22 protein-coding genes are annotated in these 25,157 nt (G+C 38.6%); 1 reads left to right on the forward strand and 21 read right to left on the reverse strand.

Annotated elements, in window-relative coordinates; translation table 11 throughout:
• Positions 1-555: 555 nt before the first annotated feature.
• Positions 556-1,710 carry a cation:proton antiporter gene (locus IEV91_RS16410; RefSeq protein WP_188498516.1) on the reverse strand — a complete coding sequence of 385 codons (1,155 nt, stop codon included), beginning with the start codon at positions 1,708-1,710 and terminating at the stop codon, positions 556-558.
• 190 nt (positions 1,711-1,900) lie between these two features.
• On the opposite strand from IEV91_RS16410, the gene IEV91_RS16415 reads away from it, so the two are divergent.
• A complete protein-coding gene (locus tag IEV91_RS16415; protein WP_188498517.1) occupies positions 1,901-2,794 on the forward strand; it encodes a fructose bisphosphate aldolase in 894 nt (297 codons plus the stop codon).
• Between the two features lie 125 nt (positions 2,795-2,919).
• Here the strand turns inward: IEV91_RS16415 and IEV91_RS16420 are convergent, their stop codons facing one another.
• The 20 genes from IEV91_RS16420 to IEV91_RS16515 form a co-directional block, all read right to left on the reverse strand.
• Positions 2,920-3,840, reverse strand: a complete 921-nt coding sequence (locus tag IEV91_RS16420) for a sensor histidine kinase (RefSeq protein ID WP_308420043.1) — start codon at positions 3,838-3,840, stop codon at positions 2,920-2,922.
• Between the two features lie 12 nt (positions 3,841-3,852).
• Positions 3,853-4,602: an ABC transporter permease gene (locus tag IEV91_RS16425; protein ID WP_188498518.1), complete on the reverse strand. Its 750-nt coding sequence runs from the start codon at positions 4,600-4,602 to the stop codon at positions 3,853-3,855.
• Positions 4,595-5,521 carry an ATP-binding cassette domain-containing protein gene (locus IEV91_RS16430; protein WP_188498519.1) on the reverse strand — a complete coding sequence of 309 codons (927 nt, stop codon included), beginning with the start codon at positions 5,519-5,521 and terminating at the stop codon, positions 4,595-4,597. The genes IEV91_RS16425 and IEV91_RS16430 overlap by 8 nt, the downstream gene beginning before the upstream one ends.
• A gap of 104 nt (positions 5,522-5,625) precedes the next feature.
• Positions 5,626-6,318, reverse strand: coding sequence for a response regulator transcription factor (locus IEV91_RS16435; RefSeq protein WP_188498520.1), 693 nt, complete (start codon positions 6,316-6,318; stop codon positions 5,626-5,628).
• A 645-nt stretch (positions 6,319-6,963) separates the two neighbouring features.
• Positions 6,964-8,361 (reverse strand): NAD-dependent malic enzyme, encoded by a 1,398-nt coding sequence (locus IEV91_RS16440; protein ID WP_188498521.1) that lies wholly within the window; start codon positions 8,359-8,361, stop codon positions 6,964-6,966.
• Positions 8,362-8,796: 435 nt separating this feature from the next.
• Positions 8,797-9,744, reverse strand: a complete 948-nt coding sequence (gene cysK, locus IEV91_RS16445; RefSeq protein WP_188498522.1) for a cysteine synthase A — start codon at positions 9,742-9,744, stop codon at positions 8,797-8,799.
• A 530-nt stretch (positions 9,745-10,274) separates the two neighbouring features.
• Entirely contained in the window at positions 10,275-11,060 is a 786-nt protein-coding gene (locus tag IEV91_RS16450; protein ID WP_188498523.1) for a hypothetical protein, read from the reverse strand.
• A gap of 319 nt (positions 11,061-11,379) precedes the next feature.
• On the reverse strand, positions 11,380-12,216 hold the full coding sequence (locus IEV91_RS16455) for a class I SAM-dependent methyltransferase (RefSeq protein ID WP_188498524.1): 837 nt from the start codon (positions 12,214-12,216) through the stop codon (positions 11,380-11,382).
• Between the two features lie 72 nt (positions 12,217-12,288).
• Positions 12,289-12,897 (reverse strand): class I SAM-dependent methyltransferase, encoded by a 609-nt coding sequence (locus IEV91_RS16460; RefSeq protein WP_188498525.1) that lies wholly within the window; start codon positions 12,895-12,897, stop codon positions 12,289-12,291.
• Positions 12,898-12,984: 87 nt separating this feature from the next.
• On the reverse strand, positions 12,985-13,392 hold the full coding sequence (locus tag IEV91_RS16465) for a nuclear transport factor 2 family protein (RefSeq protein WP_188498526.1): 408 nt from the start codon (positions 13,390-13,392) through the stop codon (positions 12,985-12,987).
• A 240-nt stretch (positions 13,393-13,632) separates the two neighbouring features.
• Positions 13,633-14,580 (reverse strand): aldo/keto reductase family protein, encoded by a 948-nt coding sequence (locus tag IEV91_RS16470; RefSeq protein ID WP_188498527.1) that lies wholly within the window; start codon positions 14,578-14,580, stop codon positions 13,633-13,635.
• Between the two features lie 76 nt (positions 14,581-14,656).
• The gene (locus tag IEV91_RS16475) at positions 14,657-15,316 is read right to left on the reverse strand and encodes a type 1 glutamine amidotransferase domain-containing protein (protein WP_188498528.1); all 660 of its coding nucleotides are present in this window, start codon (positions 15,314-15,316) and stop codon (positions 14,657-14,659) included.
• A gap of 12 nt (positions 15,317-15,328) precedes the next feature.
• Positions 15,329-16,369, reverse strand: coding sequence for an NADH:flavin oxidoreductase/NADH oxidase (locus IEV91_RS16480; protein ID WP_188498529.1), 1,041 nt, complete (start codon positions 16,367-16,369; stop codon positions 15,329-15,331).
• Between the two features lie 217 nt (positions 16,370-16,586).
• Entirely contained in the window at positions 16,587-17,021 is a 435-nt protein-coding gene (locus IEV91_RS16485; RefSeq protein WP_188498530.1) for a MarR family winged helix-turn-helix transcriptional regulator, read from the reverse strand.
• 234 nt (positions 17,022-17,255) lie between these two features.
• Complete coding sequence (locus tag IEV91_RS16490; protein WP_188498531.1) at positions 17,256-17,435, reverse strand: hypothetical protein; 180 nt, start codon at positions 17,433-17,435, stop codon at positions 17,256-17,258.
• Positions 17,436-17,796: 361 nt separating this feature from the next.
• A complete protein-coding gene (locus tag IEV91_RS16495) occupies positions 17,797-19,278 on the reverse strand; it encodes a malate:quinone oxidoreductase (protein WP_188498532.1) in 1,482 nt (493 codons plus the stop codon).
• Between the two features lie 322 nt (positions 19,279-19,600).
• The gene (gene map / locus IEV91_RS16500) at positions 19,601-20,347 is read right to left on the reverse strand and encodes a type I methionyl aminopeptidase (protein WP_188498533.1); all 747 of its coding nucleotides are present in this window, start codon (positions 20,345-20,347) and stop codon (positions 19,601-19,603) included.
• 412 nt (positions 20,348-20,759) lie between these two features.
• On the reverse strand, positions 20,760-21,998 hold the full coding sequence (locus tag IEV91_RS16505) for a glucosaminidase domain-containing protein (RefSeq protein ID WP_188498534.1): 1,239 nt from the start codon (positions 21,996-21,998) through the stop codon (positions 20,760-20,762).
• Between the two features lie 235 nt (positions 21,999-22,233).
• Positions 22,234-24,165 (reverse strand): fructose-1,6-bisphosphatase, encoded by a 1,932-nt coding sequence (locus tag IEV91_RS16510; protein ID WP_188498535.1) that lies wholly within the window; start codon positions 24,163-24,165, stop codon positions 22,234-22,236.
• Between the two features lie 262 nt (positions 24,166-24,427).
• The gene (locus IEV91_RS16515) at positions 24,428-25,021 is read right to left on the reverse strand and encodes a cell wall hydrolase (protein WP_188498568.1); all 594 of its coding nucleotides are present in this window, start codon (positions 25,019-25,021) and stop codon (positions 24,428-24,430) included.
• Positions 25,022-25,157 lie beyond the last annotated feature (136 nt).

Consider the following 25,157-nt stretch of genomic DNA (forward strand, 5'->3'; position numbering starts at 1 on the left):
AAGGTGCTGACAGCTGCTTCTAACAAAAAGCATCGCAGCTATCAAGTGAATTGGAGCGTAAGGCGCTCTGGCTCCTTCGGGAACAGCACGTGTCCGAAGATCCACTTGGGAAACCCATTAATCCATTCCCAAGTTAGCTGAGGCCGTGCCCGAGGAAAGCGAGCGACCTGAAGCTCAAATCCACACCATAAGCAAGCAGTAATCACTTGTGAACTCTTAGCTTAATAGTTACGTCGCAATTTCCTTCTACTATTCATGTCTTTAAAATAAAGCAACAGTCTTCTACAAAAATGGCCTTATAAAAAAATCCTCCCAGTGGATTTGGAAGGATTAGTCGTACCGTTGCATGAATAAATAAGCGATATTTCTATTGCTTTTCACACTCTATATAAATGGGCAGACTAATCCTATTTTGTATGTTTTGAAAGATGTGTTTTCAAACTTTAAAAATAAGATTAGTTAATCATTGTCCACCCATCATCCCTTTCGAAATTATTGACATGATTATACCATAAAGTCATCAAATAAACAGGCTAAAAGAATACAATCATTTCTTTATTCCCTGATCGATGTCTCCTTTTGTGCCTTATCCTTTAAAAAAACTTTCATCATGGGCGGTGTAACAATGGTTGTCACCAGGACTACGACAACAAGTTCGGCAAACATATCTGCACTTAAGAGCTTCGCCTCTAAACCTATGGCAGCAATAATTAATGCCACTTCACCACGTGAGACCATCGCTGAACCAATTCCCAATGCAGGCTTCCAACTAAATCCAGCAGCTTTAGCACCAAGGGATGCTCCTAATAATTTTGTCAGGATGGCGATGATACTAAGAATCGTAATAATACCTAGATGATTAGTTATACCATAAAATTCAGCGGTAATACCAATAGAAGTAAAAAATACAGGGACAAAAATCGAATAACTAATGGTCTCCACTTTTTCAAAAACTTCATGCTTAAAATGGGTAACACTTATAGCTACACCTGCTATGTACGCACCAATGATTGCCGCTACCCCAGTATATTCCGCCAAATAGGCAAAAATAAAACAGATGATCAGCGCCGAAGATATCACCGTCTCTGTTACCTTTAATGAAGTAAATCTCTTTAAAAACCAAGGAACAATTTTCCACCCTACGAGAATAGCTCCAACAAAGTATAAAACCTTTTTGATGATAACAGTTGTTAAATGAACATCCCCTCCAGCAAAACTCATGAGGAAGGCAAGGGCAATGACCACGACGATATCATCAATGACTGCCGCACCTAAGATCGTAGCCCCAGCTGGGGTTTTTAATTGATCCATTTCTTTTAGAGCTTGGACCGATATACTGACACTTGTTGCTGAGAGTAATAACCCTAAAAACCATGATTCTAAAGGGGGTAAATTCATGATCATTCCGACAAAAAATCCAATAATAAGCGGAATAATTATGCCACCAAAACCTACAAGCGTCGCCCCTTTCCCCGTTCTTTTAAATTCTTTAATATCTGTCTCTAATCCAGCGATAAACATCAATAATATGACACCCATCTCACTGAACTCCGATAATATTTCTGTGTCCTCTACCAAGCCCAATACAGAAGGACCTAATACTATGCCGATCAGAAGTTTCCCCAGTACAGAGGGTTGTCCTAATCTCACGCTCAGGCTACCGGCTACTTTTGAAGCTAATAAAATAATGGCTAATTCAAGAATAAGCATAGCGTTCGCCACCCTTCATTCTTATCATGCGTTTTTTTAGGGAAAGCATACCTATTATAAGCCTGAGTTACCCATCCACATAGGTTTTGAATTGATATAATGTCCTATTACTTCATCTCTACACCTCTCAAGTGCTACAATCATGATTGGACGGTCATTAGTACATAATAACAATGAAGGAGTGAACAACATGCAAAAAGATCAATTAGAAAAAATAAAGAACGGTAAAGGGTTCATAGCGGCCCTTGATCAAAGTGGCGGGAGCACACCAAAGGCACTGGCGAATTATGGGGTTTCAGAAGATGCTTATTCCAATGAAGAGGAAATGTTTAAGCTTGTTCACGACATGCGGACACGGATCATTACCTCACCAGCTTTTGATTCTCACTACATTCTTGGGGCCATTCTTTTTGAACAAACCATGGACAGTCAAATTGAAGGCTTATATACGGCAGATTATTTGGCACAGAAAAAAGGCATTGTTCCTTTCTTAAAAGTGGACAAAGGCCTCGCAGAACTTTCTAATGGTGTCCAAATGATGAAGCCAATTCCGAATTTGGTCGACTTACTCAAACGCGCCAATGAGCGTCATATCTTTGGGACAAAGATGCGCTCAGTTATTAAGGAAGCAAACCCTGAAAGTATTAAAGCAGTTGTTGACCAACAATTCGAGTTAGCCAAACAAATTATTGCTGCGGATCTTGTTCCAATTATTGAGCCAGAAGTCGATATCAATAGCCAGGATAAAGAAAAATCTGAAGCGTTTTTGAAAGAGGAATTGGTCAACCACCTAAACGACTTATCTGAGGAAGATAATGTCATGTTAAAATTGTCGCTTCCTACAATTCCTAATACCTACAAAGAATTAACCGATCACCCACGGGTAGTCCGTGTGGTAGCACTCTCAGGAGGGTATTCTCGCGAAGAAGCTAATGAAAAACTCAAGGAAAACGAAGGTGTTATTGCTAGCTTTTCGAGGGCATTGAGTAATGATTTAAATGTTAATCAGTCGGATGAAACTTTTAATGCAACCCTTGAGGAAGCCGTCAAATCAATCTATGAGGCTTCGGTTAATAAAAAGTAATCTGAACGAACCCGTTTTTATGACACCAATCACTAAGGTGTTCATGTGAACTTATTAAAAACTGTACTCGAGTCTGAAACGACAACCCTCGAGTGCAGTCCTTTAACCATCATCTAATCTCTCTTTTATTGGGGATAAACCTTATGTTCCCATTCACACTTCATGAATAATTGCTGCTCCATTAATTCAGCCTTTAGACCGCCATTCATTTTCTCCATTAAACTCTTCGCAATGGATAAACCAAGCCCAGTCCCCTTTCCTGTTCTTGTTTGGTCAGCTTTATAAAATCGATCGAACATATGACTTAGATCTTGGTCACTTAATTGGGGAGCAGGATTACTAATGATCAATTGAACTTTTGTACTTGTTTGTTTGAGTTCAATGGTCACATGTCCGCTTGAATGTTTAATTGCATTGTTGACAAGATTTTCAAGCACTCGTTTCATGGCAGATGTATCAGCCATAATGACAATATCTTGGTGGGGAATATTTATTCTCGGTTCTATATTCCTTTTATTAAACGCCTCGTAAAAGCCTAACAATACTTCTAAGATCAAAGGATTTAATGAGATTCTTTCCATTTTCACTGGATAATCAGTTTGTTCGATAATCGAGAGCTCGAAAAAATCTTCAAGTAAGACCTTTAACCGCAACGTACTATTTTTGATAATATGAATATACTCATTTCTCATTTCTGGAGTAATATCCTTTGATTCTAAAAACTGAATATATCCCAATATCGAGGTCATAGGGGTACGAATGTCGTGTGAAATAGAGGATATCGCCTGCTTCAATTCATTTTCGGTCAACCGCTTTTCTGCTTGGGCTTTTTTGGTTAAATCAATTTGGTCATTGACTGCCTTCACGAGCTTTTCAAAATCTTTATCAAAATAACGAAGATCTAATTTTTTTTCTGTGACATGGGCATTGCGTTCATTAAGCTGGCGGGAAACACGTTTGATTTCCCTTTTTAAAAAATAAAGACGGGTGAGAACATATAGAAGTACAGCTGCAACTATTAACGTTACGTAAATCAGATTTCTCACCCGCTTTCTGTCTTATTTAATTTCCTTCTTTCGGAAAATCAAGCTACCAAAAAAACCAAAGATTATGAATGTCAAGATTGGAACCCCTATAAAAGTCCATAACATCTCACCGTTCCAATGATCGATTTGATCAATGGTCAAGATGGAGCTCTGAGAAATAAATATCGAATGTGTGATGATCGGTTCCAAAAATGCAACCTTAGCACTGACAAACTCTAATAAGCTTCCGATAAGGGCAAGAAACAACAGGAGAAATCCAATCGTCTTCCCACTGTCAGTAAAAAGGGTCGAAAAGAAGGCCATAACCGAGGCAAAGGCAGCTGCAAAAAGTGAAATGAGACCAAGCGTTTGGAAAAAAAACGTCCATTCGGGCATCACATCGAAGCCTTTGTAAACAGCACTCGCTCCCATCATAACAATTGGTAATATTAACATGATGATGATTGATCCAATTGAAAAGATCGTCAATTTCGCGAAATACATGCGCACTCTACTATTACCAGAAGAAACGATGCTTTTCATTGTTCCCATTGAGTATTCACTGGCAATAAAGAAACCTGCTAAAATAGCCGGGAAGAGTCTCACGATATCACTGTTGATGGAAAGAATATTCCCTCTGTAAAAGTCATTCACATTTGCCTCTTTACCCACTTCTAATATTAAGGGATACAGAATAGCGAAAATAACTAAGAAACCTGTGAGGACCCAAAAAGATCGATCTTTTCGTAATTTATACCACTCTGTTTTCAACAAATTACCCATGCTGAACACCCCCTATACGACGAGTAAAGTAGGTTTCTAGGTCTTCACCCATAGGCATAAATGCTTCGATAATCAAGGCTTCATCGGTTAAAGTCTTTGATACCTTTCCAGGTTGATCGACATAGGCAAATAATTTGATTGATCCATCAGGCATGACTTCAAAGTTTTGTGTTTCCAAAAACCTTTCGATTACAGTAACTGCTTTGTTGCAATCATCAACTTTAATATGCAAGTATTGCTGGCATTTTTCATTTAGTTCTTTTGCCGATAACTGCTCTAGCAATATGCCATTATGAATAATACCATAATGAGTCGCTAATAAATGAAGCTCGCTTAAAATATGACTAGAAATTAAGATTGTAATCCCATATTCTTGATTCAATCTCTTTAGTAATTCACGAATTTCAACGACGCCCATAGGATCTAATCCATTTATTGGTTCATCAAGAAGTAAAAATTCTGGATCACCAAGTAAGGCAATCGCAAGCCCAAGGCGTTGCTTCATTCCTAAGGAAAAATGCTTGGCTTTCTTCTTTCCTGTACCTTGTAATCCTACAAGCGTCAGCGTTTTTTCAATACATTCCTTTCCAGGGATCCCCTTTAATAAGCGATGGGTTTCTAAATTTTCAACTGCGGTCATTTGTGGATATAAAGCAGGCCCCTCAATGATTGTCCCAATCCGTTTTCTCGCTTCAATAAATTCGCCGGTATTGTTGCTTTTGCCAAATAGCTCAAACGTTCCTGCTGTCGGAAAAGCAAGTCCCGTAATAAGACGGATTAATGTTGACTTGCCCGCTCCGTTTTGCCCAATAAAACCATAAATGGAGCCTTTTTCAATGGCCATACTCACTTTATTAAGGGCCATTTTCTTCTGATAGACCTTTGATAAATCATGGGTTTTAAGAACATACTCATTCATTGCCATTTTCCTTCCCAACTCAAACTTAATTTTGACATGTTGTCTACTTAATTACTATAAGAAGGAAAACATAAGAAAGCCTTAAGATAAATCTTAAGAATCCCTTAAGTTTTAAGGCGGTAGCCCATTCCCCAGATGGTTTCAATATACTCTTCATCAGGATTCGCTTTCGAGAGTTTATGTCTTATATTGCTCATATGTACATTTATCGTATTATCGTCACCATGGAATGCTTCATGCCACACGCTTTCGAATACATTTGCTTTTGTGAAGACTTTCTTTGGAGAGGACATTAACAGAAATAATATCTCATACTCAAGTCCCGTTAATTTCAACTCACTCCCCTTCACAAAAGCCTTTTTTGCCTCTGTATCCAGTAGAAGATCCTTATGATAAAGCTGATGGTTTACAGGTAGTTCTGACAGACGCCGGTATCTTCTTAAGCAAGCCTCGATTCTTGCCGATACCTCCTCAATATCAAAGGGTTTCGTAATATAGTCATCCGCACCTGCCTTTAAAGTGGCGATTTTTGTTTCTGTTTTCAGCTTTGCAGAAATAATAATGACAGGAACGGCACTCTCAGTCGACACTTTCCTTAAAATCTCTTCACCAGACAAACCTGGGAGCATCAAATCTAGCAGGACCATATCCCATTTTTGATTTTCGATATATATCAAGGCTTCCGTTCCGGAATAAGCCGGCTTTGGCGTATAGCCGTTCGTGCTGACAATATGACAAAGTAAGCGATTGATATCCTCATCATCTTCAATAATTAAAATATTTACATTATCGTTCATCTTATCCATCCTCACCTTTATTAACATTATCATTCATCGAAATAACGTCAATGTCAAGGTGCTCATTTTATAGGGTGCTCTTCTTTAGAAGTGCGGCACATATAAACAAGGAGTCCTAAAATCCTGAATATCAGCGGCTTTGTAAGGACTCATAGAACGCGTTAATCCTACAGACGTCTCGTGAATTCCTGGTGGGTTATCATTACAATTTGTACAATAAGAAAAAACAGGGCGTAAAGCATGTCCGGTCATTATTTAGTTGGGCATTTTTCTTCAGTATCCCTAAATCCGTCACGTCTATGTGACAACGCCGAAGCTAGTACATTAATACCACCGCCAAAAGTAAAGAACACTTTTCGAGCCCCGATGGTGCGTCGAACGCCGACCCTACCCACATCAAAAAATTGTAAAACATGATTTTTCCGCGAGGATTATTCTCTTAGCAGCTTTCCATAGTCGTATGGGCATGAGGAAAGCGAGCGTTCTGAAACGGAAATCCACACCGTCCTGATGATCAAAACTTATACCTTCTTGCTTCTAAAAATAACAATCGCCCCTTTTGTATAATTAAGGTCCCACCAAAATTATAAAAAGGAGCAATTTTCTTATGAAATATATTCTTTTATTCCCTTATTTTCTTTTTTCTTATCTAAAATCAGGTGGAATACGACGCGCAACTCCAGTTAAGATCGCAGTTTCAATAACAGCATGCCTCACCTTGTCTACCACATGCTCATTGAAAATACTCGGAATGATATATTGGGCATTTAATTCCTTTTCAGTAACGACAGCCGCAATAGCCCGAGCAGCCGCAAGCTTCATAGGCTCGTTTATAAGACTTGCCCGGCAATCTAGAGCTCCGCGATAAATCCCTGGAAATACAAGCACATTATTGATTTGGTTAGGATAATCACTCCGCCCTGTAGCAAAAACACTGACATGTTCCAGAGCCTCTTCTGGAGCTATTTCTGGATTTGGATTAGCCATCGCGAAGACAATTGGATTCTCTGCCATCTTCTGAACATCTTCTCCCGTTAATAGACCGCCTCTAGAGACGCCAATAAACACATCTGCATCTTGAATAACTTCCTTCAACGTTCCTGGTTGGCTTTCCACTTGTTCTTGTTCTGCAAGCCATTGCCACATTGGATAAGGATAGTTTCCACCATAGGTAATCGCACCCTCAAAATCGACAGGAACTAACCTCTTTACACCTGCACTGAGTAGCATTTTACAAATGGCAACACCGGCTGCACCTATCCCATTGACCACCACACGGATATCTTCAATGTTTTTGCCTACCACTTTTAAAGCGTTTAAGAGGCCAGCAATGACAACAACAGCTGTGCCATGTTGATCATCATGGAAAACAGGAATATCTAATTCCTTCGTCAATCTTTCCTCAATTTCAAAACAACGCGGAGAACTGATATCCTCTAAGTTAATGCCACCAAAGATAGGGGCAATATTTTTTATTGTTTGTATGATTTCTTCTGTATCTTGAGTGTCTAAGCATATTGGAAAAGCGTCGACGTCACCTAATTGTTTGAATAGCATCGCCTTCCCTTCCATCACAGGTGCCGAAGCAAGAGGTCCGATATCTCCAAGTCCTAATACGGCACTCCCATCGGTTATGACTGCAACAGTATTCCTTTTAATGGTCAAAGAGTAGGCTTTACGTTGATCTTCGTGAATCGCTGAACACACGCGGGCAACACCAGGTGTATAGACTCTAGACAGATCATCTCTATTTTTTATTGGAATTTTTGATTCAACTGATACTTTCCCACCTAAATGAGAGAGAAATGTTCTATCTGAAACATTGATCACTTTAATGCCATCAATGGCTTTCAGATTATCAAGAACTTGCTGTTCCTCGTTGTCTCCAACCTCAATGGTAATATCACGTATTGATGATTCCCCACTTGATGTAATTACATCAATAGATATGATGTCGCCACCCGCTTTTCCTATCACAGAAGCAACCTCACCAAATGATACATGGGTGAGTTCTACCCTGGCTATCAAGCTATTGTATGCCATCTTTTTTCTCTCTCCTTCTCTACTATACTTTCTTGAAAAAATCATTGAAGGTTTACCAATAGGTATTCCCCATACTAAAAGATATTCTCTATTGATTGAAGAAATCCTTTTATTTGTAAACCCTTTCAATATATAAGCGACATTGACAGAAATTTTCTTAGCAACAATCTCCTTAAATGCCTTCTTTATTTTAACAGATTTATATTGTTTCGTTGAGTTTTTTTATCAATTTCATGAGACTTCATCAAATAAAATCGATTTTACAATGGAAACTAATGCTTTTCATTACTTTTCTCACATAGTCTTCGTACAAAGTTTTCGTACAAAATCACTGGATTGCGTCCATGGCTTGAGTTCAATACGTGTTCACAAGAAAAACTCCTTCAACGAGTGAAGGAGTTTTAACTCTGATACGCTTAATCAATTTTTTACTTATTAATCCTCTTGGAATAGTGGGGTTGAAAGGTAACGTTCACCTGTATCTGGTAAAATCGTGACGATGGTCTTTCCTTTATTCTCAGAACGCGCTGCAACTTTTTTTGCAGCAGCGATTGCCGCACCTGAGGAAATACCAACAAAAATGCCTTCTTCTTTCGCAATCTTTCTAGAGGCTGCAAAGGCTTCTTCGTTGGATATTTTGGCAATTTCATCATAAACCTCTGTATTTAAGACTTCAGGAACAAATCCGGCGCCAATCCCCTGAATTTTATGTGGACCTGAAGAGCCGCCTGAGAGTACAGGGGAATCCTCTGGTTCAATAGCAACAGACCAAAGAGATGGCTTTTTCTCTTTAAGGACCTCTGTAATCCCGGTAATTGTGCCCCCAGTACCAATCCCACTGACAACAATGTCGACCTTGCCATCGGTATCATTCCAAATTTCATTTGCGGTTGTCTGGCGGTGCACCTCTGGATTAGCGGGATTATTAAATTGTTGGGGGACAAATGAGTTCTCATACTTTTCAGCAAGTTCGTTCGCTTTTTCAATAGCTCCCTTCATCCCCTTGGATCCTTCAGTAAGTACTAGCTCAGTGCCGAAAGCCTTAAGCATGTGGCGGCGCTCAACACTCATCGTTTCTGGCATCACTAAGATACAACGATAGCCTTTCACTGCTGCCACATACGCTAAGGCAATCCCTGTATTTCCACTCGTGGGTTCAATAATGACCGTATCCTTATGCAATTGTCCTTGCTCCTCTGCTGATTCAATCATAGCAAAGCCAATGCGATCCTTCACACTCCCAAGCGGGTTAAAATATTCTAATTTTGCTAGAACCTCTGCACCTGTTTCATCACTAATATTGTTTAATCGGACAAGTGGTGTGTTTCCTATTAACTCCGTAATGTTTTTAGCAATTTTTGGACGATTGAAAGTAAAATCCATCTCAAATTCCCCCATTTCTTTTTATTACTTCATATATATGTCTTTCCACTTGTAAAAATAGCAATATAGCTGGGCCATTTTCCAATACAACTTGACTTTTTATCGGTGTTAATTCCCCCTTTTTCAATTAAGGCACCTTTAAAACGCTTACGTAGAAGGTTTTCAAATTATAGCGTCCCTGAGCCTCATCCTTTAATTGTCCAAAAAAGTCTTTTAATCTTCTAAATACTAATTCTAGGAATAGGTTTAAAACTCCTGCTTTTATTGGTATATTATCACAGAAATTTATCTCATTTTAACCGAATCAACATCGTACTTCCTTAAGATATGAAAATTGATAATAAGTCCAAAAATTTCCTCAATAGCCCATCCCTAATGAGCTGCGGCTGTGTTTGTGAAAGCGAACTGTTTTGACAGAGCAATTCGCCTCATCATAAGAATAAAGAAAAATCCGTTCATTCAAATAGAATGTTCGGATTCCTCTATGAGTAAAGGACTTCTGTCCTAATCCTCTTGTGAAATGACCGGAATTATATTTTAATCCCAATATTTTTATACAAATAAGACTTTGCCGTTGGAGGAAAGACTCGATCAAGCGTTAATATCTCCCATTGATTAGGGTAAGCTTCGTTTAGAACACCGATAAAAGTCGTCCCCAAATGAACATCGTTAGCAATCAACTTAGAAACATGAACAGTGAAAGTCTTCTTCGTCAAGAGTGATTTGAGCTCCATCGTTTCGTCTAATAGGTCAACAATTTCAAATACTCCTTCAGATGTCCTCTGACTGCCGACTTCATCTAGTAACGTTTCACGACGAATATCTTCATATCCTGTCAAAAAAGGGTTCTCGACCTTTCCTCGGTAAATCTCTAACACTCTGATCGCGCTAAGAACCTCTTCTTGATATTTCGCTTCTACTGCTTCTACCCCACTTGCAAACAAAAAGTCGTGCTTTTCATGTTCGTCCAACCATCTCGCTAGGTCTAAAATGGTTTTATAAAAGGATTGAGCTTTACTTTGCGTTTGCTCATAATCTAAATCAATATAGGAAAAGGTCAGTAATTTTTCCCACACGTTTTTTTGACACTCTTCCCAAGAAGTGAATCTCTCATTCTCCATAAATTGGGTAAACAAAGAGAGCTCAGTCCGTAGCGCTTGGCCTTCATCAGGTTGTCGCACGGCCACCTTTTTAAAAAATGAAACGATAGCTTTAGCATAAAACACTTGCGTGGTTTGAGGGCGAAACCCTAATTTTTTATATAAAGGAATATCTTCTGATTTAATTTCAAGAGCTGTATTATGTTTATGATTCAAATCGTTTACCTTCTTTTTCAACTGGATTTCTTTCCTGTTTATTGTAACATGAGACTTCTTCCTAGAAAACTTGGCTTGCGCTCCATCGGATCCACTATGCACAGCCTGTTGTTCAGGTATACGCCTTCACACATAAAGGTGGTGCCAAGCCTTAAGGCGAAAGCCAAAGTTGAACTTATAAGGTCCTCCACTATGTTATAAATGATGAACGTTATTAAAAGAATATTAATAGGGACAGCACGCTATCGCCACTATAAAATATATAACCTTAGCCGCCTTCTTTTAGAAAACGCATTGCACTCTTTGGTATCCTATCCATTTATGACTTTATACCGGCAACGAGTAGCGGCATGTGTTGTTCATGACCTAACTCATGGAACTTCATGACATCCGACGATTTAATCAGTAGGTTTGCCCTTCTGAGTGCCTGCTTCCAAAGAAAAAGGGCGCTCTCGTCTATAAGGCGTTCTGTAGTTATAAATGTGCTCTTTTCATCACGTAAAGCCTCATGTATTTTACTGAGCAAGTTTTCCTCATCATATTTAATATTTAGATGTAACAGATCAGCCACAGACTCTACTTCTGGAGGCTCAGGGAAGCCAATGATTTCGTGAAAAGTTCGCACAGAAGTAATAAGATCAAAGAAATGGGGAGAAAAGTGATGAAGGATCTCCTTTACATCAAGACTTAAAAAAGTGACATTATTGAGTTTGAATTTTTCTTTAAGCTCATTTGCCACCTTGAGGCCATTTTTTTGGATATCAATACCTATGATCTTTGACTGTGGGAATAAGAGACCATAAAAACAAGTGACAATGCCATTATCACAGCCTATATCTAGTACTTTTTCAGGCGTTTGGTACTTGTACTTGGATGTATATTGAATAAGCCATTCAAAATAACTTCTGTAAAGGTTTGTGGAGTAATTGGCGACATCAAGACTTAATTTGAGGTTTTCATTTTTAACACGGTAAATTTCTTCCTCATTTGTTCCATCAATTTGTGCAATAAAGGCATCATCTAATCGGTCTAATAATGTGTCATCATGTCGACCTTCTAAATGGTTCCAGAAAGCTTCATTGGTCTTAAGGTCCTTTAACTCCAAAGCGTCTAAATAGCGCCACATTAACTGTTGCTTCTCGAGCTTTATATTCATTCCAGCCCCAACCTTCTCACCCTTTTATTATGAAATAGCCTATTCCAGCAGTAACTTAAGGAAACGAAAGATCTAACCAAAGGTATAGATCAAAAAACGTTCATAAGGATTGTTTTTATATAATTCTCTTAGAACAATTTCTTCTTTTAATTGAAATGGCGTTTGGTCTTCTAAAAAATAGGTATAATTCTCTGATGGATAATATAAGAGAACATCCATTTCTCTAGGGGCTTCCTCATAAGACACTAAAATATGATTAACAATCCTCTTAAACACCTCTATAGAAAAAGGGTTAAAAAAATAGAACTGACTATCTAAAGGGGTAATAGCATAATCTTCAGCTTGGCAGTTAAAGAATTGTAATTCCTCGTTAGAGACTTTATACTTTTTTGCGTAGCCCTTAAGATTCTCTTTAGCAGAGCTGTACAGGCCTTCGTTCATTTCTACACCTATCACTGACACTTTAAAAAAATAATGAAGATAAAAATTGATTCGCCCCATCCCACAGCCAAAATCGACAATCCGTCCCTTATGTCTGATCTCATATGCTTTAAATAGTGCCTCTAAGCCTTCATATGGTGTCGGTTCATAAGGATGATAATGCTTATTCTTTGGCACCCTCATAGGCTTGAAGGCTGTTTTTATATTTAACACTTTGTCATAGTAATGTTCTTTATCCATGTTGATCCCCTAAAAGTCAATCGTCTTTTTTGGTTCTTTTGTTGAAATCCCAAAGCATTCTTCCCGAACTTTAAACATTATCTATGCTTAAAAAGGCCCGTTCTCATTCGGTGATTGCTTAGGTATAGGTTGACCAATATCCCATAATTCAACGATGTTGCCCTCATGAAAGCGAAAAATATGTACAAGTGCCACTCCGAGGGATTCTTGATGTTGTCTCATATAGGAGTGCACAACCACAGTATCCCCTTCAGAAACAACTTGTTTGACCTCAAGGAGCTTGTTAGGATTCTGTGCCGCATCCTCTTCCATCGCCAACATAAGCGATTGTGAGTCTCCTTTAAAAAAAGGATTGTGATGACAAAAACAATCGTCCACATAACGTATGTAGGCCTCTCGCACTTTTCCCTTTGCGACAAGTTGAAGAAACGAAATCGCCTTTTCTTTGATCGAGAATGGATCATGTGTCTTGTCTACTATAGTCACTTCAATCATCCTTTTCTATAAAAGTTGAGGTCCTAACGAAGACCTTGTTGGCCCCCTTTAAATCTATTAAAAAAGTCAATGATGAATATTGCCCAAGCGCTTCTGTTGTGATATGTATTAATTTTAACATTGATTGTAAACCATCCCAATCATTTTATTTTCTTCGTACTAGACAGGCTCCTCCAGTTTAATACTATCATTTGTAAAGAAGCCTGTCCGAATTTGGGACAGGCTATCACCTTTTATTATTTATTGAAGTATATCTTCAATGGTATTGAGGGTATCTTCAGATAATTGGACACCAGATGCTTTAGCATTCTCTTCTATTTGTTGTGGTTTACTTGCCCCTACGAGTGCACTGGCAACACCGGGTTGCCGCAAGATCCAAGCAATGGCTAATTGCGATAAAGAAAGATCCAACCCTTTTGCTAATCCAATTAACTTTTCTACTTTTTCGAGTACGTTATCCTCTAAATACGCACTCATAAACATGTTAGAGGAAGGATCTGTGGCCCGGCTTCCTTCAGGTAAGGCTTGTCCCCGTCGGTATTTTCCTGTTAATACACCTTGTGCCAGTGGCGAAAAGACCACTTGGCTGATGCCATTCTTAACACTGGTTAGAAGGACATCTTGTTCAATGTCGCGATGCAACATATTATATTGTGGTTGATTAACGACGATTCGATCTAACAAATAGCGATCGGCAGTCCCTAAGCCTTCAACAATTTGGGCCGCTGTCCATTCACTGACCCCAACATATAAAACCTTCCCTTGTCGTACCATATCATCAATAGTACGAAGCGTTTCATCAACAGGCGTCTCAGGATCATAACGATGACAATAATAAATGTCCACATAGTCCATCTTTAATCGTTTTAGGCTTGCATGTAATTGTTCAAAGACATGCTTTCTAGATAACCCACGATCATTGGGGCCATCGCCCATTGGCCAAAAGACTTTAGTAGCTAGCACAAAGGATTCTCGTGGATACTTAGATAAAGCTTGGCCAACGATTTTCTCTGCCTCACCAAGCGCATACATATTGGCTGTATCAAAGGAATTAATTCCGAGATCATAAGCCTTATCAATAACTTTGGTCGCCGTATCTGCTTCTGTAGAATTCCCATAAGTTAACCAGCTACCTAAACTGATTTCACTTACCTTCAAACCCGTTCTTCCCAGCTTACGATATTCCATTGCGAATACCTCCCTGAAAAAAAGGATAGAAAAGGAAAACTCGAAATCAACCTGTTTCCCTTTTTCTAGCCATTCTTTATTCTTCCTCTAAAGCTTCTACCACTTTTTCTGCTGTGCTTTTACTGGAATGAGGATTTTGTCCCGTGATTAAATGACCATCTCTTACAGAATGATCCGTCCAGTTAGCTCCTGAAACAAAGTCAGCACCTTTTTCTCGCAGTTTCGTTTCTAAAAGGAAAGGCATATGTTGATCCAATTGCATTTCTTTTTCTTCGGAATCCGTGAAAGCCGACACCTTTTTACCTTTTACCAAAGGTGTGCCATCTTTATAGGTCACATTCACTAGACCGGCTGGTCCGTGACAGACAGAGCCAATCACCTTGTTTTCTTCTGCAAATTGTTGCAACACATAAAGAAGAGTTTCGTTCTCAGGGAAATCAAACATCGTGCCATGTCCACCCGGTAAAAAGACAGCGTCAAAGCCTTGAGCGTCTTCTTTAGAAAGCTTCGCTGTACCCTTTAATTCTGCTTCAGCTTCTTTCCATTCCTGCTTTTCTTCGATACTGTTTGGGTCTAAAGCAACTTCCCCACCGTCAATACTTGTGACTTTGACCTCGTATCCATGTTTTTTAAACACTAAATACGGTACAGCAAATTCTTCAAGCCAAAGACCTGTTTTATGATCATCTGTAATAGTAGTATGGTTCGTGACGACCATCAATATTTTTTTAGGCATTATTTATTCCTCCTATTCCTTGCGCTCCTTTGGAAAGCTCACTTGATATTGTTGAGGATAAGCTGTTGCTTTGTTTAGCTTTGCTGCAGCTTCTAACGTCCAGTATGGATTTCTTAACATCCCTCTACCAACAGCAACAAGATCAGCCTCTTCATTACCTATAACAGCATTGGCTAAAGCAGGCTCATCTAACCGTCCAACTGCAATGACTGGTACGTCTAATGTGTGCTTGATGTCTCTCGCTAATGGGACTTGATAAGCGGCATGTGTACCAGGTCTACCATGAGCGGCAATTTGGCCTTCACCACCAGCACTGACATGAAACATATCTACTCCAGCTGCCTTATATTCTTTAGAAAAGGCAATGCTTTCTTCAATACCGTAGCCACCCTCTACATATTCTTTTCCTGAGATCCGCATAATGAGTGGCATATCAGCTGGCATTTCGCTCTTAGCCGCTTGGATGACTTCCTTACCAAACTTGGCTAAGTCCTGACCGTATTCATCTGTTCGTTTATTAGTATAAGCGGATTGGAATTCATGAATTAAGTATCCATGGGCACCGTGAAGCTCGATCACATCAACACCTGCTTTTACTGCGCGAGCGACAGTCTGACGGAATTTTTCAACCATGTCCTTGATTTCATCAATCGTAAGTTCCCTTGGCGTTTTAGAATTTTCGTCAAAAGGAATGGCTGATGGCGCTACAGGTTCAGCAGCATCTTCTGCCTTGCGACCTGCATGAGCGATCTGAATGCCAACCTTAGCACCGTATTGATGACAAGCCTCAATGATTCGAGCTAAAGCAGGAATTTGCTCGTCAGACCACAAACCTAAATCATAATCTGTAATACGACCATCTGGTTCAACATCGGTCATTTCAATGATAATTAATCCTGCACCACCAATAGCTCTGCTCACGTAATGAACATAATGCCAATCGGTAGCAATACCATCCTTATTGAATACTGAGTATTGACACATCGGTGGCATAACCACACGATTTTTGAGTTCTAAACTTTTTATCTTATAAGGTGTAAATAAATGTTCCATTGAATGCCTCTCCTTTTTAGACAACGTCATCATTGTATAAGGTTGTCCTTCAAATAACTTGATTATTAAATGTATGCACATGCATAGATTAAACGATAATAAAGGTCATCGTCAAATAAAAAAACCTACCATAGAAAAATTCTGTTATCGAGCCATTCTTATGCACGCCTCTTTCCCTTTTAGCGAAAAGCAACATATGGCCTTTAAACAGGTTTTTTTAGTCTTTGATCGGTTTTAGTAATAGGGCCCTTAGTCCCTCTTGAATATCTTTTTCTGTGATTGCCGTTTTTATTATGGAGTGACATGTCTGCATTGCTTTTTGTAATTTATCTTCACCTATTGTTGTAATCGACGTATAAATATTCCGTCGATCATCCTGGCAAATTTCTCGTTGGAGTGCTCCACATCCTTTGGCTTCAAAGCGTGCAACGAGCCTGGACATGGCACTCTGGCTCAAACCTACCATTTTCTGCAATTGGTTTAGCTTTAACTTTTTTTCAGACGTTTCAGAGAGAAAAAGTAAGACATAGAACTCTTTTAATGTTAGGTCATGGTCTTCTTGCAAAGCGCCTTCTAACCGATTCATAACTGCTGTATAAGCATTTGTCAAAGAAAGCCAACCTGAAATCAATGGCTTATCAATGTGCTCCATTTAGCCTCACCACCGTATAATGACTCCTTCTATTATAACTGATGAAAGTTTACTCGTGTTTTTTATTTTGTACATTTTCATTTATTTTTAACTTAAATGACTTACCCATGTTCTATATACCGATTATTGAATAGAGAAATGGCTTGAACCAATGTAAGGGATATGTTTTTCGTGCCCATTATTTCCTGGCTCTTTTGACGATAATTTTAGTTGTGCCCAAAGCAATAGCAAGCGCTAGGAACACGATAACCAGTGAAGGAATAACACTTGCATTTCCAAAATCAACTTGAGAGGGTAAAGTTGAGGTCGCATCCAATTAGGGGTATAAAAAAGTGTTAATACCCAACCCGATAACACCTGTAGAATAACAAAAGCAACAAGAAAAACTCCTGTAAACAACAAATATTTTTTCAACTTTAAGCCTCCCTTCCATAATATTATTACGTTGATTACCCTCAGAAGCTTTAAAATATAAAATTCATTTTTAAAATCAAAAGAAGCATTAGAAAACTCGACTTATACCTTATCGCCTCGCTAAGCACAACCTAATGTTCGTGCTATCGCACTCACTAAGGTTGTCACCCAGCCTTAATGGCGAAAGGAAAAGTTGCAATTATAAGGTCTTCCACAAAGTTATGCTTTCTGACGCTAGAATGAAAAAGAACCTTTTATCTCATGAAAGAGGAAAAGGTTCTTTTTTTTACTAACTTTCAAGATGCAGAAGCTGACTGCAAATTTCTTTCTCCAAAAAATGGTCTCTAAGGACCGTTTTTCTTTAGTTTAAACCGAGCGTTTTTGCAGTCGCAATCTGAATTTCATGTAGCAAATCAGGGTTATCCATTAAAGAAACCCCATAAGAAGGAATCATTTCTTTTATTTTTGGTTCCCATTCTTCCTTTCGTTCTGGGAAGCATTTGTCCAATACTTCAAGCATAACGTGAACAGCCGTAGAAGCACCCGGGGATGCACCAAGCAATGCGGCAACTGAACCATCCGCAGCGGTCACCACTTCTGTCCCAAATTGAAGTGTCCCTTTACCACCTGTTTCGGTGTCTTTGATCACTTGGACACGCTGACCCGCTACAACAATATCCCAATCCTCACTTTTTGCATTAGGAACAAATTCACGTAATTCTTCCATCCGTTTTTCATTAGACAACAGCACTTGTTGAATCAAATATTTAGTCAACGCCATCTCTTTAACGCCCGCTGCTAGCATTGTAAAGACATTATTCGGTTTTATAGAACCAAACAAATCAAAATAGGAGCCTGTTTTTAAGAACTTAGGTGAAAATCCGGCAAAAGGGCCAAACAGTAACGATTTTTTGCCGTCAATATACCTTGTATCCAAATGCGGAACAGACATCGGAGGAGCGCCAACCTTCGCTTTGCCATAGACCTTGGCTTCGTGCTCAGCCACAACATCTGGATTTTTGCATACCATAAAGAGACCACTAACCGGAAAGCCTCCAATATGCTTGGATTCAGGAATACCTGTCTTTTGTAATAAAGGCAGACTGCCACCTCCACCACCAATAAAAACAAATTTAGCCGTATGATATTCCACAGCACCAGTCTCGAGATTGCGTACTTTCACTTCCCACAACCCATCATTCGTCCGTTTAATATTTTTCACCTTATGTTTGTAATTAACTTGGACATTTTGAGTCTTTAAGTACTCAAACAACATACGTGTTAAAGCGCCAAAGTTAACATCCGTACCTGTATCAATTTTTGTCGCAGCAATGGATTCAGTCGACGCACGCCCTTCCATGATTAGAGGGATCCATTCCTTTAACTTTTCTGGATCATCGGAAAATTCCATCCCCTGGAATAAGGGATTGCTTGACAACGCTTCAAAACGTTTCCTCAAAAAAGTAACGTCGGCATCCCCTTGTACTAAACTCATATGAGGCAAAGGCCTAATAAAATCCTCTGGATTTTGAATAAGCTTACGATTAACGAGATAAGACCAAAACTGCCTTGAAAGCTGGAATTGTTGATTAATATTAATAGCTTTACTTATATCTAAAGATCCATCAGGTTTTTCAACCGTGTAGTTGAGCTCGCACAGTGCGGAATGGCCCGTACCCGCATTATTCCATTCATTAGAACTTTCTTCACCTGGACTCTCGAGTTTCTCAAACACTTTGATTTCCCATTCGGGTGCTAACTCTTTCAGAAAAGATCCCAAAGTCGCACTCATAACTCCGGCACCAATTAAGATAATGTCTGTTTTTGTCTGTATGTTGCTCATTATAACCTTCCTCATCCACTATATTTGCAAAAAAGTGTAAATGCTCCTGCAAAGTGTCCACAAAAAGAAAGGGTTCACCTAGGAACACACCTTTTCTGTCTCAAATATAACCCTATCATAGTCTATTATAAGTACTTATAAATTAAAATATCTACTATCATCCTATAATTATAAACTATTTAAAGCTGGTAAAAAAGAGAAAAGTCCCTACTACGGATAAGAAACACATAATAAACCAAGGAAGCACCTCAGTTTTGACTAAAGTAGAGTCTTACAGGCGGTATGCGATGACTAAAGAAGTCTGCCCAGTAAAACACCATAATTAAGCTATCGTTGTAATGATTGGTTGATCCCTTGTGATAATGATGGTGTGCTCATGTTGTGCACAAAAGCCCTTATCGGGTAACCGAAGAGTCCACCCATCCGAACTTTCAACAGCATACTCTGCCCCAGTCGACAGAAAAGGCTCAATAGTAATCACTGAACCCTCCTCCAAAACACGTTTATCATCTTTACTATAGAAAGGTAAAATTTCTTCAGGTGCTTCGTGGAGAGATTTTCCAATGCCATGACTGCACAGATTCATTATGACCTTATAGCCACCTTTTCTGGCCTCGCGCTGAATTATTCTTCCGATTTCATTTACTTTTACACCAGCCTTAAGAGATGAGATCACCTTCATCATCGTATTGTACGTATGTTGGCAAAGGCGCGTCAATGAAGGATTGAAAAGAGGCATTTGAAAAGAATGGCCCGCATCGGCAAAATAACCTCCGAGTTCTGCGGAGACATCAATATTGATGAGATCACCCTCTCGGATTTTCCGATCTCCCGGTATTCCATGTGCCACTTCTTGGTTTATACTAATGCATGTATTCCCTGGAAAATTGTAAGTGACCTTTGGGGCAGAAACCGCACCATGGCTTTTTAAAAAACGTCCTCCAATCTCATCTAATTCCTTGGTTGTCATTCCAATACGTGTTTGACGTTTCATTTCACTTATTGTCAACGCAACGATTTTGCCGATTTTCTTGAGACCTTCAATATCTTCTTTTCCTCCAACTGTCATATAGGGTATCCTCCATTTTTTTAATATTTATATTTTACCACATAGGAAAGGGACACTATACAACATTCTCACTGGTGCCTAAACAAGAGTCCCTCGGGAAAGGCAACGAGCAACAACTCCATATAGACGCCTGATTTGTACCAAGAATGCTTTCTTCGTAGCCCGTGATTTTGCATCAAATGCCAACCCTACTACGTCAAAAACAGTAAAAACAAAATTTTCCTGCGAAGCTTATTCTCTAAGAAGCTTTTCCCTGAACAATACGGATGAAGAACGCGCGTGTTCTGGAGCAAAAATCAACACTAGCCATTCTGAAGACAAACTAAAATTTATGTTTTTTTATATTAAAAGAGTGGTACCCACTAATTTAGGCGGGTACCACTAGCCTCTTTACAAAGGAGTGTTTATAAACTTAAAAACTACCACTATCATATTTAGCTAAACCATAGTCTTTAATGATGGTTAATATCTTACTGGCATATGTTGGATCGGTTGAATAACCGCCACTTTGAATGCCATAGGCGTAATCTTCAAGACTATGAGCATTCCTCAAATAGTTTTGGTATCTTGAAAGTTGCAATGTCTTGGCATGATCTACCATGCTTTGATAATAGGTGTCATACTTTTTAAATCCGGCTTTAACCGTAATTGTATTGCCGTTCACCACTTCATTGGTGTCGATAATGTAGGTACCAGCAGGACCTTGGCCTTTAATCCCAAACAAGTTTTTTGCCTCAGTGGCCAGTGTTGATAGCTGTCCGCCACTTTCTAAAATTATTTGAGCAATGGTAATCGCTGCAGGGATACCTGTGCTCTTATCAAGTTGTTGCGCAGGGTCAACAAACTGCTGAATTTCCTTGGGAATATTGGAATTAGAAAGTAACTTCCTTTCCCATTCCTTAAGTTCGGCTCTATGAATTTCTTCTTGTTTTTTATAGTACGCGACTTGCTGCTGTTTGCTTTTAATTGTCGTTTGAATTTCATTTCCCTTTTCCTTAAGCCGTGTCAAATAAGCCTGTTGACTGGCCTTTTTACTATCAAGGGTTGACTTAAGATTTTTGAGATTCTGGAGATCACCGTTCAATTTATTTAAGGTGTTTTTAAGCTCGTCTTGATTTTTTTCTAGCTTCTTTTTATCATCCATTTGTTCATCAAGTATGGCACGATCATGTTTTTCAATTTGACTGATAAAATAAATCCGGCTAACAAAGTCACCAAAGTCCTCAGAGTCTAAAAGCAATTTTAAATACTGATGCGTTCCACTCTGTTTATAAGTAGCCCGCATTCTTTTAGCAATATATTCTTTTCGCTTTTTCATTTGATCTTGAAGACTTTTAATATGTTTTTTTAGTGATTGGACCTCTTTTTGCTTTTTATCGATCCCGTCTTGTTTTACTTGAATTTTATTATTATACTCTTCAATTTGAGATTCAAGCTCTTGGACTTTTTGAGTAATATTAGCTTGTTGACCCTCGATGCCATTTAAATCGGCTTTTTTATCTTGTAAATCATCAAGCGTCTTTTCGCGATTCTCTATATCCTGATTTATTTTATTCTTCAAATCGTTTGCATTCTCGGCTGACGCCATTGGCGTTTCCGTTAGAAAAATAAAGATAATAACTACGAGACAAAATCTCAATAATAGCTTCATTCCTAAGTACCTCCGTTATCAATACTGGTGCTTTAATATCTCCTTTCAAACAAGGTGTAAGAACTACAACGTGATGTCATTAAACCGCTATTTCTCGTAATATTTCTACACGATTCCATTGACTCCAACAAGATCTACGATCATTTGCCCGTTTTTATCATAATATATCAAGATTAGGGTTTTGTTTTAAATCTATTAAATTTATATTACTTGTCGTTTAGTCAGTCTTTATATTTCACTTCATATACCGATATTCCATCAAGCTTTTTAAAATGGAGATATCTTGTAGGATTTTCTCGCCAACATTCGTTTCTCTGACCTTTTTTCTCTCTAATTCCTCATCGACCAAACGTTTAACCGATAAAACATCGGTTCCATCCCTCAAGACATCTTCTTTTGAACTAAACTTTTTATGGGCAACCAGTTGCATCCCAAAGGAATTAAACAGTAAAGTGTATCCCGCAATCCCCGTTGTCGATTGATATGCTTTAGAAAAGCCACCATCAATGACAACCATCTTGCCATTGGCCTTTACGGGATTTTCCCCTTCAATTTCCTTGACGGGTGTGTGGCCATTAATGATATGCCCGTGGTCAGGATTAAGCCCAAATTCACTTAAAATATTTCGACAGATGTCTTCGTTTTCACGCAAATAGTAGTATGGATTTTTTCTCTCTTTATGTGTAGCTTTATCCCGAATGAAATACCTTTCAAAAGTTGTCATTTCTCGTTTTCCAAACAGTGAGGAATATTCACCTGTCCATAAGTACCAAACCATATCAGTTGAAAGATCCTCTGTCTCCTCTGGGTGAGCAAAGCTATAGCGTAAATGCTTTTCAAAAAGGTCCAGCAAGTCACGACCGGCATAGGGCTTATCCTCAATGACCATTTTTTCCATTTTTCCTGATCCATCTAAAGGAATACAACCATGGATCAATAGGTTGCCATTATACTTTAAATAAAGACTACCCTTTTTCATAAGGAAATTCATATGTCTCGTCAATTTTTCCGAATGCTGGACAGAGAACAGGAGCTTGTCCATCACTTGTACTTCTTCCTCCAACAATTGATCAGGCTGATCAGGGTTCACTGTAGCAAAACAAGTATTTTCTAAGAGATAGGTCTTGTCATGAAGTGTTATTTCGTTTTTCTCATAATTGATTTTCTCAAGTAAAAGTCGATCCTGCATATTGAAAAAGGAACGTCTCTTAATAATAGGACTCTCTAGTTTAAATTGAATCATAGCAATGGCTTGATGAATCTTCGTGATTTGTACCGTTTCTTGATCAGATAGCTTTACTCCTGATTGTAATTTAGGTCTAAAAGCGGGGTTGTCACCATAGTATTTCTCCGCAAGATTGAGAAGCGGTCTTAAATTAATCCCATAGGCATCTTCAATGATGGCCAAATTATTATAACGTGCACAAATACGAATAATATTGGCCAGGCACACTTTAGATCCAGCATAGGCGCCTAACCATAGGACATCATGATTGCCCCACTGGATATCAGTGGAGTGATAATTGATCAATGTATCCATGATTTTGTCAGGTTCAGGTCCACGGTCATAAATATCGCCAACAACATGCAAGTGATCCACAACAAGCTGCTGAATCGTGTAAGCCAAACCGATAATCAGTTTATCTGCCTGTCCCAGAGAAATAATATGTTCAAGGATACTCGAATAATATCGTTTTTTATTGGCAAATTCATCCGTTTTATAAAGTAACTCTTCAATAATGAATTCAAATTGTTTTGGCAGAGCCTTACGAAGCTTCGAGCGAGTATATTTAGAAGATGTATAAGGGATCAGCCTAATCATTTTCTCGATAAACGATTTATACCATTCATTTAAGGCTTTATCATTAGCGAACCCTTCTTTAATCAGTTTCAGTTTATCCTCTGGATAATAAACTAATGTCGCAAACTCGTTAATTTCTTGTTCAGTGAGCTCCTCTTTAAAAATATCTCTTATTTTTTCTTTTACCTTCCCTGAACCATTCCTTAACACATGCTGGAATGCCTGAAATTCTCCATGTAAGTCACTCACAAAATGCTCTGTTCCCTTTGGGAGATTAAGAATCGCTTCCAGATTAATAATCTCCGTTACGACTTTTTCTTCACTTTCATATTTTTGAGCTAATAAATCTAAAAATTTTGTGTTCAAATCCCCGAAACCCCTTTTAGCGTGTTAAATATATTTTAAATATTTAATCAAACTTTATTTAATATGTCCATTAAAACTTTAACATAAAAAAGAATGTATAGCGTCATGATGTCGTTTAAGAATTTAAAAAACTGGGGAAGAGCGATCCTCGTTGAGACATTGAATAGTCTTTTACTAAAAGGCAGCGCCAGCAACTCTTATTATCTATATTGAATGCAAAGACACCAACCCTTAAAGGATTGGTGTCATTCATTTACAATTATTATTTTGCGAACACATGATGACCAATTTTTACTGTAACAGGTCGAGATAAAATCCATGCACTTGAAGATGTTGCTGGATTATAAAAGTAAAGTGAACCACTACTTTTACCCATTAATGCCAAAGCTTCGTTGACAGCTTTTTTCGATTCCGCATCCGCTGGCTCGTTAATTCGACCATCTTGAACAGGAGTAAAAGCATAATGCCCTCCAGAAATTTGGTAAATAACGCCAGAGACGGTATTGGGAAACAAAGAACTTTGCACACGGTTTAACACGACCGTTGCAACAGCAACTTTTCCTGCATAGAGTTCTCCCACAGCTTCAGCATGCACCAAACGATAAAGCAGTTTTTTATCCGATAAAGAAATAGGAGAATTAGGAAGTGTTATCGTCTCTCCTGCATAAAGGGGTTTTTGATGATTAGCCGTCATTAAGCTATTGATTCGAATCCCAAATCCCTTGGCGATTTTCCAATAGGTTTCACCATAGGACACTTTATGCGAGGTCGCTGCCTCTGATTGTCTATTAAAAACAAAAGCAGAAAGGGATAATACTATAATCGAAACAACGAAAATTTTCATCACTTTGTTCATCAAATTCATATGAGCCTCCTAGTAGTCTCTATTCCTGAACTACTATTAGGCTATCAAATGTAATATAAACAATCATTATCCAAAAGTTGGGTTATTATCTATAAACGAAAGAAAGGCTTGGTGAATATAGCCTTTC

It is taken from the genome of Pullulanibacillus pueri (assembly GCF_014639255.1).
Classification (GTDB): domain Bacteria; phylum Bacillota; class Bacilli; order Bacillales; family Sporolactobacillaceae; genus Pullulanibacillus; species Pullulanibacillus pueri.

What these genes read in the sequence shown, in the direction of transcription:
- IEV91_RS16410 (WP_188498516.1), bottom strand. Translation starts at nt 1,710, where the DNA reads ATGCTTATTCTTGAATTAGCCATTATTTTATTAGCTTCAAAAGTAGCC.
- IEV91_RS16415 (WP_188498517.1), top strand. Translation starts at nt 1,901, where the DNA reads ATGCAAAAAGATCAATTAGAAAAAATAAAGAACGGTAAAGGGTTCATA.
- IEV91_RS16505 (WP_188498534.1), bottom strand. Translation starts at nt 21,998, where the DNA reads ATGAAGCTATTATTGAGATTTTGTCTCGTAGTTATTATCTTTATTTTT.
- IEV91_RS16455 (WP_188498524.1), bottom strand. Translation starts at nt 12,216, where the DNA reads ATGAATATAAAGCTCGAGAAGCAACAGTTAATGTGGCGCTATTTAGAC.
- IEV91_RS16475 (WP_188498528.1), bottom strand. Translation starts at nt 15,316, where the DNA reads ATGCCTAAAAAAATATTGATGGTCGTCACGAACCATACTACTATTACA.
- IEV91_RS16465 (WP_188498526.1), bottom strand. Translation starts at nt 13,392, where the DNA reads ATGATTGAAGTGACTATAGTAGACAAGACACATGATCCATTCTCGATC.
- IEV91_RS16480 (WP_188498529.1), bottom strand. Translation starts at nt 16,369, where the DNA reads ATGGAACATTTATTTACACCTTATAAGATAAAAAGTTTAGAACTCAAA.
- IEV91_RS16515 (WP_188498568.1), bottom strand. Translation starts at nt 25,021, where the DNA reads ATGAACAAAGTGATGAAAATTTTCGTTGTTTCGATTATAGTATTATCC.
- IEV91_RS16495 (WP_188498532.1), bottom strand. Translation starts at nt 19,278, where the DNA reads ATGAGCAACATACAGACAAAAACAGACATTATCTTAATTGGTGCCGGA.
- IEV91_RS16470 (WP_188498527.1), bottom strand. Translation starts at nt 14,580, where the DNA reads ATGGAATATCGTAAGCTGGGAAGAACGGGTTTGAAGGTAAGTGAAATC.
- IEV91_RS16460 (WP_188498525.1), bottom strand. Translation starts at nt 12,897, where the DNA reads ATGGATAAAGAACATTACTATGACAAAGTGTTAAATATAAAAACAGCC.
- IEV91_RS16440 (WP_188498521.1), bottom strand. Translation starts at nt 8,361, where the DNA reads ATGGCATACAATAGCTTGATAGCCAGGGTAGAACTCACCCATGTATCA.
- map (WP_188498533.1), bottom strand. Translation starts at nt 20,347, where the DNA reads ATGACAGTTGGAGGAAAAGAAGATATTGAAGGTCTCAAGAAAATCGGC.
- IEV91_RS16485 (WP_188498530.1), bottom strand. Translation starts at nt 17,021, where the DNA reads ATGGAGCACATTGATAAGCCATTGATTTCAGGTTGGCTTTCTTTGACA.
- IEV91_RS16430 (WP_188498519.1), bottom strand. Translation starts at nt 5,521, where the DNA reads ATGAATGAGTATGTTCTTAAAACCCATGATTTATCAAAGGTCTATCAG.
- IEV91_RS16435 (WP_188498520.1), bottom strand. Translation starts at nt 6,318, where the DNA reads ATGAACGATAATGTAAATATTTTAATTATTGAAGATGATGAGGATATC.
- cysK (WP_188498522.1), bottom strand. Translation starts at nt 9,744, where the DNA reads ATGGATTTTACTTTCAATCGTCCAAAAATTGCTAAAAACATTACGGAG.
- IEV91_RS16425 (WP_188498518.1), bottom strand. Translation starts at nt 4,602, where the DNA reads ATGGGTAATTTGTTGAAAACAGAGTGGTATAAATTACGAAAAGATCGA.